At 41.1% G+C, this 19727-nt stretch carries 20 protein-coding genes; 1 reads left to right on the top strand and 19 read right to left on the bottom strand.

The annotated features are described in order from the left end of the window. Nucleotides 1-151: 151 nt before the first annotated feature. From ACUTVW_RS03475 to ilvB, 4 genes are all read right to left on the bottom strand, one after another. On the bottom strand, nucleotides 152-1693 hold the full coding sequence (locus ACUTVW_RS03475; RefSeq protein ID WP_445644494.1) for a 2-isopropylmalate synthase: 1542 nt from the start codon (nucleotides 1691-1693) through the stop codon (nucleotides 152-154). A gap of 144 nt (nucleotides 1694-1837) precedes the next feature. Further along, nucleotides 1838-2830: a ketol-acid reductoisomerase gene (gene ilvC / locus ACUTVW_RS03470; protein ID WP_434752135.1), complete on the bottom strand. Its 993-nt coding sequence runs from the start codon at nucleotides 2828-2830 to the stop codon at nucleotides 1838-1840. A 332-nt stretch (nucleotides 2831-3162) separates the two neighbouring features. Next, complete coding sequence (ilvN, locus tag ACUTVW_RS03465) at nucleotides 3163-3645, bottom strand: acetolactate synthase small subunit (RefSeq protein WP_445644493.1); 483 nt, start codon at nucleotides 3643-3645, stop codon at nucleotides 3163-3165. Continuing rightward, a complete protein-coding gene (gene ilvB, locus ACUTVW_RS03460) occupies nucleotides 3642-5393 on the bottom strand; it encodes a biosynthetic-type acetolactate synthase large subunit (RefSeq protein ID WP_445644492.1) in 1752 nt (583 codons plus the stop codon). The genes ilvN and ilvB overlap by 4 nt, the downstream gene beginning before the upstream one ends. Nucleotides 5394-5994: 601 nt before the next feature. On the opposite strand from ilvB, the gene ACUTVW_RS03455 reads away from it, so the two are divergent. Beyond that, entirely contained in the window at nucleotides 5995-6438 is a 444-nt protein-coding gene (locus ACUTVW_RS03455; RefSeq protein ID WP_445644972.1) for a GNAT family N-acetyltransferase, read from the top strand. A gap of 7 nt (nucleotides 6439-6445) precedes the next feature. On the opposite strand, the gene ACUTVW_RS03450 is transcribed toward ACUTVW_RS03455, so the two are convergent. The 15 genes from ACUTVW_RS03450 to ACUTVW_RS03380 form a co-directional block, all read right to left on the bottom strand. Beyond that, the gene (locus ACUTVW_RS03450; protein WP_445644491.1) at nucleotides 6446-6820 is read right to left on the bottom strand and encodes a hypothetical protein; all 375 of its coding nucleotides are present in this window, start codon (nucleotides 6818-6820) and stop codon (nucleotides 6446-6448) included. Between the two features lie 181 nt (nucleotides 6821-7001). Beyond that, on the bottom strand, nucleotides 7002-7964 hold the full coding sequence (locus tag ACUTVW_RS03445) for an ABC transporter permease (protein ID WP_434752138.1): 963 nt from the start codon (nucleotides 7962-7964) through the stop codon (nucleotides 7002-7004). Continuing rightward, nucleotides 7965-9044 carry an ABC transporter permease gene (locus tag ACUTVW_RS03440; protein WP_445644490.1) on the bottom strand — a complete coding sequence of 360 codons (1080 nt, stop codon included), beginning with the start codon at nucleotides 9042-9044 and terminating at the stop codon, nucleotides 7965-7967. It lies immediately after the preceding gene. Then, nucleotides 9037-10575 carry an ABC transporter ATP-binding protein gene (locus ACUTVW_RS03435; protein ID WP_445644489.1) on the bottom strand — a complete coding sequence of 513 codons (1539 nt, stop codon included), beginning with the start codon at nucleotides 10573-10575 and terminating at the stop codon, nucleotides 9037-9039. The genes ACUTVW_RS03440 and ACUTVW_RS03435 overlap by 8 nt, the downstream gene beginning before the upstream one ends. A 198-nt stretch (nucleotides 10576-10773) precedes the next feature. After that, nucleotides 10774-11814 (bottom strand): BMP family lipoprotein, encoded by a 1041-nt coding sequence (locus ACUTVW_RS03430; protein WP_434752141.1) that lies wholly within the window; start codon nucleotides 11812-11814, stop codon nucleotides 10774-10776. Between the two features lie 570 nt (nucleotides 11815-12384). Continuing rightward, nucleotides 12385-12744, bottom strand: coding sequence for a 50S ribosomal protein L20 (gene rplT / locus ACUTVW_RS03425; RefSeq protein ID WP_017689664.1), 360 nt, complete (start codon nucleotides 12742-12744; stop codon nucleotides 12385-12387). An 88-nt stretch (nucleotides 12745-12832) separates the two neighbouring features. Beyond that, complete coding sequence (gene rpmI, locus ACUTVW_RS03420) at nucleotides 12833-13036, bottom strand: 50S ribosomal protein L35 (protein ID WP_017689665.1); 204 nt, start codon at nucleotides 13034-13036, stop codon at nucleotides 12833-12835. 24 nt (nucleotides 13037-13060) lie between these two features. Then, nucleotides 13061-13555, bottom strand: a complete 495-nt coding sequence (infC, locus tag ACUTVW_RS03415; protein ID WP_434753053.1) for a translation initiation factor IF-3 — start codon at nucleotides 13553-13555, stop codon at nucleotides 13061-13063. A gap of 303 nt (nucleotides 13556-13858) precedes the next feature. Then, nucleotides 13859-15097, bottom strand: a complete 1239-nt coding sequence (locus ACUTVW_RS03410) for a glycosyltransferase family 2 protein (protein WP_445644488.1) — start codon at nucleotides 15095-15097, stop codon at nucleotides 13859-13861. A gap of 348 nt (nucleotides 15098-15445) precedes the next feature. Next, a complete protein-coding gene (locus ACUTVW_RS03405) occupies nucleotides 15446-15880 on the bottom strand; it encodes a hypothetical protein (protein ID WP_445644487.1) in 435 nt (144 codons plus the stop codon). 5 nt (nucleotides 15881-15885) lie between these two features. Continuing rightward, nucleotides 15886-16299 carry a hypothetical protein gene (locus tag ACUTVW_RS03400; RefSeq protein WP_445644486.1) on the bottom strand — a complete coding sequence of 138 codons (414 nt, stop codon included), beginning with the start codon at nucleotides 16297-16299 and terminating at the stop codon, nucleotides 15886-15888. Next, nucleotides 16292-16810 carry a MauE/DoxX family redox-associated membrane protein gene (locus tag ACUTVW_RS03395; RefSeq protein ID WP_445644485.1) on the bottom strand — a complete coding sequence of 173 codons (519 nt, stop codon included), beginning with the start codon at nucleotides 16808-16810 and terminating at the stop codon, nucleotides 16292-16294. Before ACUTVW_RS03395 ends, ACUTVW_RS03400 begins: the two co-directional genes overlap by 8 nt. Next, nucleotides 16807-17211, bottom strand: coding sequence for a TlpA family protein disulfide reductase (locus tag ACUTVW_RS03390; RefSeq protein ID WP_445644484.1), 405 nt, complete (start codon nucleotides 17209-17211; stop codon nucleotides 16807-16809). The genes ACUTVW_RS03395 and ACUTVW_RS03390 overlap by 4 nt, the downstream gene beginning before the upstream one ends. Next, nucleotides 17205-19001, bottom strand: coding sequence for an ATP-binding cassette domain-containing protein (locus tag ACUTVW_RS03385; RefSeq protein ID WP_445644483.1), 1797 nt, complete (start codon nucleotides 18999-19001; stop codon nucleotides 17205-17207). Before ACUTVW_RS03385 ends, ACUTVW_RS03390 begins: the two co-directional genes overlap by 7 nt. Beyond that, the gene (locus ACUTVW_RS03380) at nucleotides 18985-19473 is read right to left on the bottom strand and encodes a hypothetical protein (protein WP_445644482.1); all 489 of its coding nucleotides are present in this window, start codon (nucleotides 19471-19473) and stop codon (nucleotides 18985-18987) included. The genes ACUTVW_RS03385 and ACUTVW_RS03380 overlap by 17 nt, the downstream gene beginning before the upstream one ends. Nucleotides 19474-19727: the final 254 nt, after the last annotated feature.

Below are 19727 nucleotides of genomic sequence, written 5' to 3'. Positions count from 1 at the left end.
TGAACTATTCGTGTAGTATAGACCAGTTACATCGTCTGTACTACACGGGCAGTTCATTTCCATAGGGGTCAGACTTTTTAGGTTACTCGGCTTTTATTATATCGGCCTGGTCAGCATGAATGAGAATTGTGCACCAAGAATGAAGTCTCTTCTACAGATTGACGTTCACCCGGTTGGTGTATGTTTTGCGTTTCTCAAGCAATTGGTTCAAGCCGTCTACATACGCACGGGCACTAGCGCCAAGAATATCTGTGCTCACGCCGCGTCCTTGAACGGAAACTTGATTCTGGGTAAGGATTACATGTACTTCACCAAGCGCATCTTTACCATGTGTTACTGATTTGATGGAATAGTCGGATAGCGTTACTTCTTCTCCGCTCACCTGGTCAATAGCGTTATAGATCGCATCCACCGAACCATTGCCCTCAGCCTGTTTCTCTACCGTTTCGCCATCCAGCGTTGCAATGCGAACCTTCGCCGTAGGCACGGATTCATCTCCGTACGTAACAAAGATTGATTCCAGTTTGTACACTTCAGGTGCATCCTGTAATTTCTCTTCGATCACAGCAAGCAGATCATCATCCGTAACCTCTTTTTTCTTGTCTGCCAGATCTTTAAACTGTGCAAAAGCACGGTTCAACGCCTCATCGTCCAGCTCATACCCAAGATCAATCAAACGTTCACGGAATGCATGACGTCCAGAGTGTTTACCAAGCACCAGCTTACTTTCTTTGAGACCGATCGTTTCCGGTGTCATGATCTCATATGTTGTTTTTTCCTTCAACATGCCATCCTGGTGAATACCCGATTCATGAGCAAAGGCATTTGCACCAACAATCGCTTTGTTCCCCGGAACAACCATACCGGTCAAACGGCTAACCAAACGGCTGGTACGTGCAATCTCGGACAATTGGAGCGTTGTTTTCGCCTGGAAAAATTCCTGACGTGTTTCCAGCGCCATCGCGATTTCTTCAATCGCTGTGTTACCTGCACGTTCTCCAATTCCGTTGATTGTTCCTTCAATCTGATCGGCCCCGTTCAAAATGGCTGCAAGCGTATTGGCTGTTGCCATACCCAGATCGTTGTGACAGTGCGCGCTCAGCTGAACTTTATCGATGTTATGAACATTTTCTTTTAGATGTTTGAAAATATTACCGTATTCGTATGGGCTCAGGTAACCAACCGTGTCTGGAATATTAACAACAGAAGCGCCTTCTTCCACTGCCATATTTACCATTTCCACGAGGAAATCATACTCGGTACGACCGGCATCTTCCAGAGAAAACTCGATTTTCGAAAATGTCTTTTTTGCATATCGGATCGCGGAACGTGCCGTATCCAGCACTTGTCCTTTATCCATGCGCAGCTTATGCTGGCGGTGAATCGGTGAAGTAGCCAGAAATACGTGAATACACGGGTCCTCTGCACCTTTTAGAGCTTCCTTAACCGCATCAATATCCTGCTCTCTGGAGCGGGACAAACCAATCACTGTAACGTTTTTAACCGCTTTCGCTACGGCGTTGACTGCAGCGAGGTCACCTGGAGAGGCCGCCGGGAACCCTGCCTCCATCCGGTCAATGCCAAGCCGCTCCAGTTGATGCGCAATCTCCACCTTTTCGCGAGTGTTCAGATTGACTCCTGGAGACTGTTCTCCATCACGCAACGTTGTGTCAAATACATAGATTTTACGCACGCTTCGCACCACCTGTTTCATTATAGATTCCTGCAAACCAGAATAGCGGCTCACGCATAAGCACGGCCGCTATTACCAGGTCACACCATAAGTTGCTTCAATCTCTTAAAATGCTTGTTCAAAAAGTTTAACGAAATTCGTTGCTTACTTTTTGATCCAGTGCATCATTTCACGCAATTGTCCGCCAACTACTTCAATTGGGTGTTCAGCTTCATTACGGCGTGTTGCAGTCAAGAATGCACGGCCGGATTGATTTTCCAAGATGAAGTCACGTGCAAATTTACCTTGTTGGATATCCGTCAGTACTTCTTTCATTGCTTTCTTCGTATCTTCAGTTACCACGCGAGGTCCAGTTACATAGTCACCGTACTCAGCTGTGTTACTGATCGAATCACGCATGCTTGCCAGTCCGCCTTCATACATCATGTCAACGATCAGTTTCAATTCATGCAGACACTCGAAGTATGCCATTTCTGGAGCATAACCCGCTTCCGTCAACGTTTCGAATCCAGCTTTAACGAGGGCACTTACACCACCACACAGAACCGCTTGCTCACCGAACAAGTCTGTTTCTGTTTCTTCACGGAAGGATGTTTCGATAACGCCTGCGCGAGTACAACCGATACCTTTAGCGTAAGCCAAGCCGATTTCTTTCGCTTTTCCTGTTGCATCCTGCTCGATTGCGATCAGACCAGGAACACCGAATCCTTCCACATAGGTACGACGTACCATGTGACCAGGGGACTTAGGAGCTACCAGCAATACATCGCTGTTTTTTGGAGCAACGATTTGGCCGAAATGAACGTTGAAACCGTGAGAGAAGAGCAATGCCGCACCTTGTTTCAGGTTTGGTTCGATTTCGTTTTTGTATACAGAAGCTTGTGTTTCGTCAGGCAGCAAGATTTGAACAACATCTGCACGGCTAGTTGCTTCAGCCGGAGACAATACTTCAAATCCATCATTTTTAGCAGCGTCAAAAGATTTACCTTCACGAAGTCCGATGACTACGTTCAATCCGCTGTCACGCAGGTTTTGTGCCTGAGCATGACCTTGGCTACCATATCCGATCACCGCGATCGTTTTTCCTTTCAATACGCTAAGCTCTGCATCCTGTTCATAATAAGTAGTTACTGGCATGTTATAAGTCCTCCTTTGTATTGTAAAGAACCCTTCATTAATGAGCGGGTGTCTCAATGGACCGGTCATTTTCGCATCTTGGTGTAAAAACTGTCTGATCAATACTGATCCCGTTACTGCATATCAGCCGATCCGTTCAGACACCCGCTCGTTAATGCGGGGGTGTGGCTCTCTTTTCAAGCGTTACATCACTAAAATGTTACTTTACAGCAATTATGGGACTGACACATTTCGATCAGATAGCGGTTATACACTCTACGCTAACTGTGCATTTTCACAAGTATATCATTGTGTTCATGTATGCATCAGCCCATCCTGATTATATTATACCTCTATACGTTGCCTCGTACCAATGCCGTTACACCCGTACGGGACAATTCACGAATGCCATATGGCTTGAGCAGCTCGATCATGGCATCAATTTTGTCTGTATCACCGACTGCCTGTACCATCAAACTTGATGGGCCTACATCAACAACCGATGCACGGAATGTTTCCACCACACCCAAAATTTCCGGACGCTCGGAAGGTTCTGCCTTCACCTTGATCAACGCAAGTTCGCGTGCAACCATCGGTTTCAAGCTAAAGTCAACGACTTTGATGACATCAATAATTTTATACAGCTGTTTCTCAATCTGTTCAAGCGTTTTGTCGTCACCAATCGTAACAATGACCATCCGGGAAAGTCCGGGCTCTTCGGATTGACCCACAGTAATACTTTCAATGTTATACCCACGTCGACCAAACAATCCGGATACACGCTGAAGGACACCTGGCTGGTCATTAACCAATATCGAAATCGTATGTCTTATCATTCTTCAGCATCTCCCATCAGCATTTGATCGATTGTTGCTCCTTGTGGAACCATCGGATATACATTTTCTTCCTTGCGTACAACGAATTCTACAACGACAGGCCCTGGTGTATCCAAAGCTTCTTGCCAAGCACGCTCAGCTTCTTCTTTGTTCGTAGCACGCAGTCCTTTAACGCCGTATGCCTCAGACAACTTCACAAAATCAGGACTTCCTGCCAGATCGATGTGACTGTAACGATTCTCGTAAATCAGTTCCTGCCATTGACGAACCATTCCAAGCACTTCATTGTTAATAATTACAATTTTTACCGGAATGTTGTTGATCGCACAGATAGCAAGTTCCTGAGAACACATCTGCATCCCGCCATCTCCGTTAATGGAGATTACCAGTCGATCCGGATTAGCCATTTGTGCACCGATGGCAGAAGGGAATCCAAAGCCCATTGTGCCGAGTCCACCTGAAGTAACCCAAGAGCGTGGTTGATTGAATTTGTAGTATTGGGCTGCCCACATCTGATGTTGTCCGACATCTGTTGTTACGATCGCTTCCCCTTTGGTTGTATCGTTCAACATTTCAATAACCCACTGTGGTTTCAATACTTCATCTGAATCGGTGTAACTATATGGTTTCTCTTGTTTCCATTGTTTAATCTGATCTCGCCATGCATCCGCACGCTCAGCACGCTGAACTTCTTTGTTGGCCATTTCCAGTACCGTCTTCACATCGCCTACAATTGGAATATCCGTTGCAATATTTTTACCAATCTCCGCAGGGTCAATATCGATATGCACGATTTTGGCATGTGGCGCAAAACCATCCAGTTTACCAGTAACCCGGTCATCGAAGCGTGCTCCAATGTTAATCAGAAGATCAGAGTTTTGAATCGCCAGATTCGAAGTGTACGTTCCGTGCATTCCCGGCATCCCTGTCCAAAGTTCATGACCACTTGGGAAAGCCCCAAGTCCAAGAAGAGTTGTCGTGATCGGAATGCCTGTCTTCTCCACAAACTCGAAGAGTGCCTCGTGTCCACCGGAGTATACTACGCCGCCACCTGCAATGATCATTGGCCGTTCCGCTTCCTGAATGGCCTGTGCCAGACGATCTACTTGCAATTTATTCGGCACCGTGCGTGGATTGTACCCTCTCAATATAACAGGTTCAGTGCTTGGTTCAAACAATGTTTTGTTCGCCGATACATCTTTTGGAATATCGATCAATACTGGTCCTTTACGCCCGGTGTTGGCGATATGGAATGCTTCATGAATGATGCCCGCAAGGTCCTTAACATCCTTCACCAGATAACTGTGTTTGGTAATCGGCATTGTAATCCCGGTGATATCCGCTTCCTGGAAAGCATCCGAGCCAATCAAACTGGAATTGACATTACCCGTAATGACAACCAAAGGTACGGAATCCATATACGCCGTTGCAATTCCTGTAACGAGGTTCGTTGCACCTGGACCAGAGGTCGCAATGCACACGCCTACTTTGCCACTGGCTCTTGCATAACCGTCCGCCGCGTGAATGGCACCTTGTTCGTGACGAGTCAGAACGTGTTTGAAATCCTCAAAGCCATACATCGCATCGTAAATGTACAATACCGCACCGCCCGGATAACCGAAGACACAATCTACACCTTCAAGCAGCAAACTTCTTAGCAAAATCTCGGAACCGCTAATGACCTCCGGCTTCATCCATCTTTCACGTAATTCATCTGTCGATCGTACTTCTGGAATATGAGCTCCCATTAGTCATCCTCCTCTCGAAATTTACACCATTCTGACATAAAAAGTTACAAAAAAACCTTCCATCCCTGCAAACAAGTTCATGCTTGCGAGGGACGAAAGGTTATCGCTTCCGTGGTACCACCCAACTTTGTCCGAAATTTCGCAATAACGGACCTTACCAGGTATAACAAAACGATGTTCAAACGAACAAAGTCGTCTCCCATACCTGTTGTCTGTAACGCAGACTTACGATTCCCCCTAATACGCAATGGATTTGACGATCCAGTGCTTTTCAGGAAAACAGCTCCGAGGTGAGCTCGTATATAAGGGGTAATGGTGGTGGTTTCAGCAGATCCATCCACTCTCTGAGCAAAAGAGCCCTTAAAACTTCGTCCTCTTCATAGCCGATCAAATATTCTCGTTAAATGTTAGGAACATTATATGATTCCTCCAAGCGATAAGTCAATACCTGTTTTTGATAAAAATATGCAGACCACTTTTCAAACCTGCTCTTCACTCTATGATTTCCCCAATGCCTGACCTTCATGCAGTCACCTTTTATCTAGCCTCAGGCATAAGATATACAGGCCGCAAGAGTGGACTTGAAAGGAGGCTCCGCATGATCATTCGTCAGCGTTCATCCAAACTGGATGACGGCGCAATTATGAAGCTGATTGACACACAGCTTGTTCCTTTGTCACATATGAGCGAGAAGGAAATCCATAAAATACGCAAAGAAATACCCCTGCGGATGAACAGGGGCATGACCTTTGTAATCTCGCCGGAGCCGAATAAAGCTGCTGTCGCATTCATTCATTTTCTCATGCACGGAGAATTACTATACGTGGATATGATGGCCGTAAGTCCGAAAGAGCAGCGCAAACGTTACGGACATAATTTACTGCATAAAGCAGAGAATTTTGCGCTATCCCGTGGCTGTAGAAAATCCAAAGTCATGGTAGACGAAGGTAATGCAAAAGGAACTCAATTTTATCAAAAAAATGGATATCAAATACTGAGATATATTATGATAAGCCGTTGTTATGAAATGGAAAAGAGACTTTAATTGTATCCTAGAAAAGTCCTGGTGGTCTCGGTCCAGGACCGTAAGGACCATATCCTGGGCCAGGGCCGTATCCCGGTCCCGGTCCATAACCAGGGCCATACCCCTGGCAACAATCCTGTTTCGGACCTGGGCCATACCCGGAACCAAAACCTGGACCAGAACCATAAGCATAAGGCAACGTCGCAATGGCGAGCAGATCAAATAATACCAAAGGCAAAATAGCTTTGGTACGTACTTTTTTTCCACCTGAACGCTTGAGAACGAGTTTATTGCCTGAAACTTTTAATAGCTTCCCTGTAACCCGAGTACCGTCTTTTTTGACCGCCACAATATTTTTGCCTATAAGTTTCATCGCTTCAGTACGCGTAACATGTTTTCTCATACTATCCCTCCTCCTCGGATCATTCAAAACAGTGTATTCGTCCATCACCAGATTCGCCTGTTTCTTTGTCCCTACCGAAAAAGTTGGGTACTTTCAAATGGATTGCACAAAAAAAGATCCGCTTGGTTGCGGATCTTTTTTTATAAACATCTGTGACACTAATGAAATGGTGTCATTGTCATTATCTTTTACCCGGATCGTATGGTTCACCCAGCGCAGACGGAGCCGAAGAACGTCCAACCGCAGCCACAAGAACGATGATCGTGAGCAGATAAGGCAACATGAAAATAATTTCCTGGGGAATACTTTGCGACCATTCGAACAACTGCACATAGTTACGGATGGCTTGAGAAAACCCGAAGAATACAGCCGCACCAAAGGCACCAATTGGATTCCATTTACCAAAGATCATTGCTGCAATCGCAATATAACCTTGGCCGGAAACAGTATTATGTGAGAACGTACCTGTTGTTGTCAGTGTAATCGCCGCTCCACCAATAGCTGCAAGAGCACCACTGATCATAACAGCGATGTAACGGTAACGACGCACTTTGATACCAACCGTATCGGCCGCACTTGGATGTTCGCCTACAGAACGCAAACGAAGTCCAAATGGCGTCTTAAACATGATGTAATATGTCACGAACACAAACAAAATCGCCAAGTAAGTCGTTGGATACACATTTTTGAAGAACGCCTCTCCCAGCAATGGAATGTCTTCAAGAAATGGTACATTGAATTTGCTGAATCCTTGAACCAGAGGTGAATCACCTGAACCCTCGAATAACAGTTTGACCAAATACAGTGTACTTCCTGCTGCCAAAAAGTTAATCACGATACCGCTAATAATTTGGTCAGCTTTGAACGTAATGGAAGCCACTGCGTGAATAAGCGAAACAAGTACACCAAGCACGATGGCAAGCAGTACACCCATCCAAGCGGAAGTTGTTCCGCCCATACCCGCTTCTTGAGCATAGTGAGCACCAATACCCGCTGCAAAAGCACCAAATACCATAAAACCTTCAAGTCCGAGGTTCGTTACCCCGGATTTTTCCGAGAAAATCCCGCCGAGGGAAGCAAAAATCAATGCCGTAGCAAAGACAAGCGTCGTGTTGATAATTTGCCCGATTGTCAAGAAGTCCATCTACAACACCTTCTCTTTCTTGCGCTTGGAATAGAACGGTTTAAGTACCCAGCGCACGATGCCTTGTGCGGCAATAAAGAAGATAATCGAACCGATGACAATCCGAATAATCTCAGGTGGTACATCCGCAGCAAAGCTCATACCTGCAGAACCGTAAGTGAGCGTACCAAAGAGCAATGCACCCAGAAGTACTCCAAACGGATGATTCAAACCAATCAGAGCTACCGCAATACCGTCAAAACCAGTACCTGGCGAACCAGACATTACCGTCTGATACTGGAAGACCCCAAGAACCTGGAACGCTCCGCCAAGCCCTGCAAGCATACCACTGATAAACATCGCTTTTACGATATTCCGGTTGACGTGCATTCCCGCATACTCCGCTGCATTCGGGTTATAACCGACGGCACGGATTTCAAAACCCTGTTTTGTTTTCCACATGTAAATATAAAAGAGCACTGCCATTACAAGAGCAATCAACGTACCCATATGAACACGTGAGTTACCCATCAACTCTGAAAGCCAGGTCAGACTGATGGAAGCTGACTCGCTAATATTTACAGAGCGATTCTCTCCTTGCAACAGCAAAAATTGACGAACAACCAAATTAGCCAAATATAGACCAATCCAGTTCAGCATGATGCTGCTGATTACTTCGTTTACTCCACGGGCTGCTTTCAGATAACCAGCAATCGCGGCCCAGAGCCCGCCAAATACTGCACCTGCAATCAGCGCCAGCGGTGCGTGAATATAAATAGGCAGACCTGCGAACTTTACACCAACGAAGGTAGCTGCTGTCATACCTACAAGAAACTGTCCTTCGCCCCCGATATTGAACAAACCGGCACGGGCAGCAAAAGCGAAGGCTAGTCCCGTCATGATGAGCGGAGTCATTTCCCTAACAGCTTCACCGAAGTTGTACATGTCGCCAAATACTTTTTTGAACAAGGCACCATAAGCTTCAAACGGGTTATATCCACCAATCATCATCACAATCCCACCGAGAATAAGCCCCATCAAAATTGCCACAACAGGCAAAATAAATGAATCTCGGGTAAACCATTTTAATACCTTATTCATGCGCAGTACCTCTCTTTTGGGTGCTGCCCGCCATCATCAAGCCGAGCTCCCTGTCATTGGTTTCTTCCGGCAGCACCTCGCCAACGATCTGTCCTTCATAGATAACCGCGATGCGATCCGAGACGTTCATGATCTCATCGAGTTCAAACGAAATGAGCAGAACGGCCTTGCCTTGGTCACGTTGAGCGATCAACTGCTTTTGTACAAACTCGATAGCCCCTACGTCCAAACCCCGTGTTGGCTGGGCGGCAATCAGCAATTCAGGATTTTTATCGACCTCACGGGCAATAATAGCCTTCTGCTGGTTCCCTCCAGACAGAGAACGCGCTTTCGTCTCGATGCTTGGTGTGCGCACGTCAAATGATTCAACAAGCCGCTTAGCCTGTTTTTTGATCGCGTCAAAGTTCAAGAAACCTTTGCGTGTATAGGGTTCCTTGTAATACGATTCCAGAACGATATTTTCGCTCACTGAGAAATCCAGTACAAGTCCGTGCTTATGTCTATCCTCCGGAATATGAGCAACGCCTGATTCCGAGATATGACGAGGGGAATGATTGGAGAGCTCTTTTCCTTCCAAACGGATCGATCCGCTGTCCACTTTGCGCAGACCGGTGAGGGCTTCGATCAATTCACTCTGCCCATTCCCATCAACTCCGGCAATACCAACAATTTCTCCGGCACGTACATTTAGATTCAATTCGTTCAGAACCGCGATACCATCTTTGTTTTTAGCCGTCAGTTTGCTAACCTCAAGGACGTTAGCTCCAGGTGTAGCAGGCTTCTTGTCTACTTTGAACGTAACGTTGCGACCAACCATTTTCTCTGCCAGCTCATTCGGGTTTGTTTCCGATGTTTTGACCGAGTCAATAACTTTACCGCGACGAATAATGGTTACCGTATCCGAAATTTCCATGATTTCTTTCAACTTGTGTGTAATCAGGATGATTGACTTGCCCTCTGCAACAAGTTTTTTCATGATAATCATTAGCTCTTTGATCTCTTGCGGCGTAAGTACCGCTGTTGGTTCATCAAAGATCAAAATGTCTGCACCGCGATACAATGTTTTTACAATCTCAACACGTTGTTGCATGCCGACAGAAATATCATGAATTTTGGCGTGAGGATTAACCTTAAGTCCATATTGCTCGGACAAACGCTGTACTTCTGCAGCGGCTTTTTTATAGTTAATATTGAGACCCTTCATAGGCTCGGATCCCAAAATAATGTTCTCTGTTACCGTGAACGGCTGCACAAGCTTGAAATGCTGATGCACCATACCGATGCCAAGATCAATTGCCCGGTTCGGGCTGTCGATGATGACAGGTTTGCCATTCACTTCAATGGAACCTTCATCCGGCTGATAGAGACCAAAAACAATGTTCATCAATGTTGACTTACCAGCGCCGTTTTCGCCCAGTAGAGCATGGATCTCGCCTTTCTGGAGCTGAAGGCTGATGGCGTCGTTGGCAACAATGCCTGGGAAACGCTTCGTTATTTGTTTCAACTCAACGACGGGGGTTGCTGCACCCATGTAATCACCCTTATAACTAATATAGTGTGTTCCGCAAACGAAAGAAAAGCTCCTACCCGGAGCATTGTTACAGTTGTTAGCTTGTACAAATGTTATTATGGCTTGATCAAATGTTCCTGTCTTTACAATCACAAGGCCGGTCAAGACCGGCCCCAGTGATTATGATACAGCGAATATCAAAATGGCTACTTATTCGTATTACTCAGTAGGTACTTTGATCTCGCCGCTGATGATTTTTTCTTTGTATTCGTCAACTTTAGCCAGAACATCTGGTTTTACATTTTTACTGGAAGTGTCTGCAATACCTACGCCGTTTTCTTTCAGCGTCAGATTTTCAGATCCACCAGCAAATTTACCGTCAACGACTTCTTTATTTACGCGTTTAACCGCTTCGTCTACTTTTTTGATCATGGAAGTCAGTGTAATTTCGTCGCCAAATTCCAAAGATTGGTCTTTGTCTACACCGATTACCCATACCTCTTGACCTTGTTTCTTACGAGCACTTGCTTCATTGAACACACCGTTACCTGTCGCACCGGAAGCGTGGAAAATAATGTCTACGCCTTTGTTGTAAAGTGTAGCTGCAGCTGCTTTACCCAGATCAGGCTTGTCAAAAGCACCTGTGTAGTTTGAAATGAATTCAGCTTTAGGGTTTACTGCTTTAACCCCTTCTCTGAAACCAACTTCAAACTTTTTGATCAGCGGGCTGTCCATACCACCTACGAAACCAACTTTGTTTGTTTTTGTTGACAGACCAGCAACAACACCAACCAGGAAAGACCCTTCTTCTTCAGCGAATGTTACGGATTTCACGTTAGGTGCATCCACTACGCTGTCGATGATCGCCAGTTTAGCATCAGGGTTTTGCCCAGCTACCGTTTTGATCGCATCAGCCAATTGGAAACCGATACCCCAAGTCAGACTGTATCCACCTTTAACGAATTCGTTCAGGTTTGGAATATATTCTTCGTCGGATTTACTTTGCAGGTATTTAACTTTAGCACCTGTTTCAGTTTCAGTTGCTTGAAGAGCTTCCCAAGCAGATTGGTTAAAGGATTTGTCGTTAACGCCGCCTACGTCAGTTACCATACCGATTTGAACATCGGATTTAGCTTCAGTCGCAGCACCACCGTTGTTTCCTCCGGCATTAGACTCTTCTTTCGGTTTGCTACCGCATCCTGCGAGCATAACCGATACTGCCAGCAACATCACTAGAGACAGGCTGAGCATTTTTTTCATTTCTCTTTTTCCCCCTTAATAATATGTCCCTTTCAAATCTTGTCTGCATTGCACGGATCAACTGGAAGGAAGAGCAGGTTATAAGCGAAATGTTTCGTTAATGGCTCAATAAAAGCGCATTCTTATGCATGCAACTTCTGCTCAACTGTCGAAAAACCGAACATTACGACCCGAAAAGAAAAATCTAGGACTAGGCTACTAGAGGTGATTATACAATCAACCAGTGTTAAAATCCAGATGTATAATCACCAAAGTTCACTTATTTTTGTACTTTTTTTACTGAAAGCGCTTAATAATTTAGCGTTTTAACACGCTAACGTTATAGCAATGTGATGTTGCGTAACATAAATATCACACTGCTTTCAAAACCCATGCAAAAAAATCTATTTTCTTTGTACTTTTTCACCGATCGTGTTTTATGTAATGTCATGTTGCGTTATTCACCCACGGCGCTCGCAGTTTACCTTCACTTCAAGCTTCTGCGATATGTTTAGGTTGTTCTTCCTATGCCATTCTTATTCCCTAGCCGTAAAAAAAGCCGCCGTAGTACGGCGGCTTACATAATACAATTTAAGCGTTGATTTTGCCTTTAGCTACAGTAGCCAAAGAGTTGAACGCATTGATGTCGTTAACGGCCAGATCAGCCAACATTTTGCGGTTCATATCTACTCCAGCAAGTTTCAATCCGTGGATCAGTTTGTTGTAAGACAAACCATTCATACGTGCTGCAGCATTGATACGAACGATCCACAGTCTGCGGAAGTTACGTTTCGTGTTGCGACGGTCACGGTATGCGTATACCAGGGATTTCATTACTTGCTCATTAGCTGTTTTAAAGATACGGTGTTTGGAACCGAAATAACCTCTTGCCAGTTTCAAAACCTTTTTATGACGACGACGTACTACAAAACCGCCTTTTACTCTTGCCATATTAAAGAACCTCCCAAATAAATATAAATGTATCCGTGGTATGTGTAAGGCCGAAGCCAATCCCCCATACGGAATCTACTTTTTTGATTTAACCTTTCAGGTTAGCCAAGCCTTGTTTCAAACGTCTAACATCTCCGGCAGCCATAACTGGGTTACCGTTCAGGACGCGCTTCGCACGTTTGGATTTGTGAGAAAGCAAGTGATTTTTGTGAGCTTTGTAACGAAGGACTTTACCGGAACCGGTAATTTTGAAGCGTCCTTTCAAACTGCTGTGTGTTTTCATTTTAGGCATGTTGTGTTTCCTCCTCCAATGTTATCAGGCTTTAGGAGCCAAAATCATGATCATACTGCGGCCTTCCAGTTTTGGTTGACGTTCAACGGTACAAAGTTCTGCAACTTCCACCTTAACGCGTTCCAAAATCCGTTGACCAATAGAAGCGTGTGCAATCTCACGTCCACGATAACGAACGGAGCATTTCACTTTGTCGCCTTCTTTCAAAAACTTGACTACATTACGAAGCTTCGTTTGATAATCGTGCTCCTCAATATTGGAACGGAACCATACTTCTTTAATATCAACAATTTTCTGGTTCTTACGGGCTTCTTTGTCTTTCTTTTGTTGCTCATAGCGGAATTTGCCATAGTCCATGATGCGGCACACCGGCGGTTTAGCCTGTGGGGCCACATTAACCAGGTCCAAGTTCAGGTCAATTGCCATTTGAAGTGCTTCACGAATGGGAGTAATCCCGATTTGTTCTCCTTCAGCTCCGACAAGGCGTACTTCTTTCGCCCGAATCTCGTCATTAATCATGTGATCTTTACTAATAACCGTCCACCTCCAGGTCATTTTGAATATCCAGTTACACAAAAATAAAAGGGATGCCGGTCAAGCTACCGACATCCCTGTAATCAACACAATTCTTCATGAGTATACACTTCATAAATCATTGGGATCGTTGACCAGCCAACTTATGTTGGTCAGGTGAGAAGTCGGACTTCTTCTTGTGATTCCATTTTGCTATTTGTTTAACGCACTTGAATACTATAACATCAGTTACACATCATTGTCAACACATGAATTCTTTTTTTTGAAACAGTGTAATTAAAACGGAACTCATCCCTGTTTACTTTGTACTTCTTCCAGGCGAACTCCTCTTGTATGCTGTGTATGGCTCCACTGTTTGTTATTTTGCGTAAAGAATGCGTGAACTGTGATAGGCCACCAAGAAAGCAAAAATATCGGATAAGTAATAATTCTAAAGTACATTTTAGAACTTACTTTTTCAAGATACATGGCTAACGGCAACTGTAACAGACCATAAATCATGAAAGGCACAGACAGCCAGATCGGCAAGTAACCATACACTGAAATTAATTGTGAATTTACCGGTAGAAGGTAATTCAGGTAGAAAACTATAGTGATGAAAAAGCCAAACAGAAAATTGTATGAATTAAAAACATATAACGCTGCGTCAATTTTAGTCATGCTTCTTTCTTTAATCCCTTGGAACAGAAGCGGGATTAAATGTTTTCTGGTGACTTCAAAGTGACCTTGCATCCATCTTAAACGCTGCCTAGCAGAAGCTTTGAACGTTAGTGGTTTTTCATCGTAAACTTTAGCGTCAAAATTAAATTTTGGATAGATGTTTCTTTGGATACAACGAACAGTAAACTCTAAATCTTCAACTAAGCTTGTAGCTCCCCAGCCCATTTCTTTGAGCAAATTGCTGTCAAAGCACATTCCTGTGCCCCCCAGGAAATTGGCTAACCCTAAATTATATCTCGGGAGTTGCCACAAACGATTACAGAACCAATAATTTATGGCGTTAGAAGCACTAATCCAAGAATCGCTTGGATTTTTAGTGTCGAGATATCCTTGGATAACTTGACGTCCATTACACAAGTCATTATTCATGTACTGAAGGAAATTAGTGTTAACAAGGTTATCCGCATCAAATACTACAACTGCATCATAAGACTTTGGCATTTCCCAAAGTTTGTTGAGCATCCACTCAATAGCAAAACCCTTACCTCTTTTTTCAAGATCCGTTCTTACACAAGCTGTAACTCCATCGTAACTGTTAGATATTGCTTCTGTACCGTCGGTACAGTTATCACATATTACAAAAATATCATACATTTCTCGCGGATATTTCATCTGTTGAAGATTCTCTAACAGAGCTCCTACAACCTGCTCTTCATTGTGAGCTGCCACTAACAAGGCAAATGTTTTTTTCGGAGCATGTGTAATCTCTTCTTTCTTTCTGTACCAACCAAAAAAGGAAAGAAACAATTGGTACAATCCCACAAGTCCGAAAAAAACTTGAAGGACTATCATTATGTTATTAATCACTTTACTGACCCCCGTTTTTAAATTTCATCAAATAATTGATTAAATGCCATATATTTTTGTCTGTTGGCAATATATTTTAACGTCATATAGTTTTAATCGAATTTGATTCATTTGTCAATTTTTTTGTTTGAAATGCGAGCCCCCTCCTTAAAAATTTAGATACGTACCACAATTATACACTAACCTTAACCTTTTTATTTATTTCCGAATCAAAAATAAATTGTTCTTTAGTTAGGTTTAGGTGTCACTGTACATTGTACAACACTGTACAAGAAAAAAAAAAACTAAAAAAGAGGATTTGTGCAACCCCCTTATGTTTTACTAGCATATTCGCTTTATTATACGATATCAAATCTCAATTTTAGATCTCAGATTGGCGAGTTCAATCTCGTCAGAATAAATTAAATATGGATCTTCACATATTATACTATAATCATAAATATGTAATGGCTCACCATTGCAATATAAAGTTAATTGATGATTCCCTTTCATACTGTGAACAACTTGTATCTTACAAAAGGTTTTCATTTTTTCGCCAATAGCCATCGTATTATTTTCATCCGTAAAAGCAATGATCTTGCCTTTACCATCAGTAATGGTGATAAACAACGCAATGTCTTGACCTTTTTCAAGTTCAGTAAGTTCTAATACAGCATATAAATCGTTTACATAAGGCAATGTTGGCAGAGTAATAGATTCTAGAGGAGCTGAATGAATGATTTGTTTTTTCTCGCCTACTTGCTCAAATTCACAATTGTTAACTATAAAAGAATTCGCTTGCATTATAGTTACCCCCCATATGTTTTACTAAGTTTAAAATTGTTTAGATTTACCTCAATTAAACAAGGAAAACTTCTTATTTCTAAAGAATTCAATATTTTTTTATCAAAATCACTGCAGATCATCATGTTTTTCGGGACTTTTTTCTCAAATAATTTTATCCGATATTGAGGAGCTTGGTAAAACACCAAGTATTCTTCATCTTTTAACGAAAGATTATTAAATTTTTGTTCAGTTGCTGGATCAATGAAAATGAGGTTGAAACTATCCCCAAGTTCATTGAGTGATATATTGTTTACATTAATTGCTTTAACTATTGCCAACAATTTTCGATTATCATTATTTTTTTTCAATATCTTTGTGGATATAATAATCAAACTGATTATTGAGAAACATAATAAATAGTTTAAAATATTATGCATTCTGTATTTCCTTTCTTTTCTCAAAATAATGATCTTTCACAAAACATATTATAAATGAGATGAAGAGCACGATCGTGAAAATCAGAAAATTATCTAATGGAGATAATAGATCATCACTCTGATAGATCCAGCAGAAAACAATCAAACCAATGATGACTAAATTCCTAATAACAGCATAAATATTATTAGTTCCTTTGTCGCTTTTACCGAAGCAATTACACTTCAGCTTTTTTTTCTCCAAAATCACTTTAATAAAGACAATAACAAACAAGGTCATCATTCCTACAGGTAAAATAAGCGAAAAAACATGACTGAACATATTAATTAAGAGATAGGCAGACATAATTTCTATAAAAACAAAAAAGTAAGAGCCGATAGTGATTAATCGTTTATCATCAACAACCCCAAATTCTTTAATGCTCATACGAAATTCATTCATATCAAGACATTTAGAAATAGAGGATACTAAGAATAGACCTGCGAGGAATAACTGACCCATAAATGCAATCATTTTTTGTCAGACTCCTCTAAAAGAATATGTTCGTATTTCTCCCACTTAGTCAAAGATTCTCCTAGAACTTTTTGGTTTTCTTTTATGAAAATAAAGTAAGGAAAAGTATTAATATCATACATTAGTGTGGCATCCTCAGTTTCAATGTGTACAACCGGAAAATCCCAGTTAAAATACTCAATTAATCCGTCATGTTCTTCTTCATCTCCATTACAGAATAAGACAAATTCGATATTTGGGATTTTGTTACGCAAACTTGTGATTTCAGGCAAAAAATCAACACAATGATTACAATACAAAGAAACAAACAAAAAAAGCTGACACTTTTCTTTTGAAAAGTTTATTTTGTTGCCTTTATAATCAATGACACTGCTATAACTAACCATTTGAGTAATCAACATAAAACCTCCTCTTGCTTGTCGGTGTATAGTTCTTTTTGTATCATCCACATCTCGTAGTAGTGACCTCTCTTTTGAATCAATTCCAAATGTGTCCCTGTTTCCGCTATCTCTCCTTCTTTCATAACTATTATTCTATCTACCTTGGCCGCAATCCCAATCCGATGTGTAATAATTAGCAATGTTCTATCAGTCGATGCGTTGATGAGATCTGTAAGTAATCTTAATTCACTATTAGGATCAATGGCAGATGTTGGCTCATCAAGAACAACAAGCGAAGCATTTTTGAACATCGCTCTAGCCAAAGCTATGCGTTGCCACTGTCCACCGGATAAATTGATTGAATCTTCAGAGAGATACCCTAATTCTGTTTCCAATCCTTTTTTAGAATCTATAATATTCATTATTCCAAATTGAGTTAGAGTCTTTAAAATAGAATCATCATCATTTAATTTGTTAATATCAGAAACAGCAATGTTGTGACGAATATCAAGTTGAAACCTAGTGAAATCCTGAAAAATCGCGCTCACTTGCTGCCACATAGATGTCATATCTATATCAGATATTTTTCTACTATTTATATAAATGCTATCATCTGGAGAATCATATAAACCTAAGAGCAGTTTAGTAAGTGTGGTTTTTCCAGAAGCATTATCTCCAACAATAGCTATTTTCTCACCTTTTTTTATGTTAAGACTGATGTTTTTCAATGCCTTGTTCTCTCTATTGGGGTACCTAAAGGAAAGATTTTTAATATCAATGGATTCTATACTATTAATCTGAATTTTTGAATTTCGCTCTTTATTTTTATGATTATCAATGATCTTATCATCAACTGTTGTTAGATAAGCTGTGTTCTCATAAAACTTACCCATAATATTCACAAAACTTAAGATGTTAGCTTCAATAAGGGGTACCGCCATTGTTATTGCCATATAATCGCCGATCTTTAGCTCTCCTTTAAATATCCCATACACGAGTAAAACCATTAAAAAAAGCTTGAATAAAATAGAAATAACTTTACTCAGCGTTACGTAATTTATTGTCTTTATCTCAATGTTATACTGTAAATCAAAAGCAACTTTTCTTCTCTTCAACCAAAGCCCTTTGATAAATTCATAAATCTGGTTAACCATTAATTCTTTATGCAGAGAAAAATCATTTAACAGTTGACTCAGATATCCATAGGAACGATGCGAAGTTTGTAATATATTAGTTATTTCCATCCGACTTCTTATAGTCTTTAATTCCAAATATGAACGTAAAATACAAATAACTATCAAAAGCAGAAAAACAAAAACATCTAATTTCTGAATTAATATTGAAGATAAAGAAATCCCTATAATAAGCGATACCAACGTAAGAAGACTTTGATAGTTACTCTCCATTTTAGTAAGAGCAAACTCATTAAAGTTTGCTTTCCCATGAAACTGCGGATTCTCTTTTTCAACTAAACCAATTGCGTAATAATGATAATCTGCCAGTTTTATTTTTTGATAAATATTAAATTTTTCCGTAAAAGCAATGCTATACTTTGATTTAATTTGAGTGAAAATTTGAACAACAAGTTCCAATACTATAATAATGATTAAAATATGAATAGTAGTCCAAAATGCAAAGTTCTGAGCAGAAATATTATTTATCAGCTGAGCTCCTAAATATATAGAAGCATTTAATTGAAAAGGAGTTAATATGGTCAAAAATAAATTTAATATGACGTATTTTCTATCTATCTTCCATACTTCCCGAAAAGATATAATAAAAACCTTCAGCTTTTCAGTGATCACTTTCATGAATTATTCTCCCTGTTCCAAAAACCTCAACTAACGGAAGTATTCTTCTCACTAAACTTTCATAGGAATTAAAAGCTCCCGCAGCAACAAGCTGTCCTAGTTTATTAAGAGCATAAACGAGAGGTACTACCTCAATATTCAATTCTTTTAACAGTATAGAAAAATTACTTTTAAAAATTTTGTAATTCGGAAATTTTTCCGTTAAAATTTCAATATACTCATCATTAGCTTCGACAAAAATATATGTCTTAAAATGAAACAATTTAGAATAAGATTCTATATTAGAAAAATCGCACATTTCACATGTCTTACTCATAAAGAAAACAAGTGTACCTGTTTCTCCCCACTCAATTTCAGCTTCAGCAGAATTTCGTGAATAATGAAACTTGTTTTGTATTATGTTCCCAATCGGGAAAGGCGCAATAGATCTTTTTTTCAAAATGTTCCTATAGTCTTTCTTGTCCACTAACATTAATCCACTTCCTTCATGTAAATATATTAATCCAAATGATATTAAATTAGGTGCCTATAATTAGGCACCCTTTTTTAGCAGAAAATTCTAGCAACAATCTCCCCATTCGGAGTTACAATACTTCCATACTTGAATTTGTCCTTTACTATTACTACAAGGAGTATAATAGTGATATAACCAACGTGTGCGAACACAATCTGTAGTTGAAGCACAGCCCTTATCGTCGCCTATTTGTGGAGTACCGGCATTGAATC

Source organism: Paenibacillus sp. TSA_86.1 (assembly GCF_052691815.1).
This window is presented reverse-complemented; position numbering and strand designations above follow the sequence as displayed.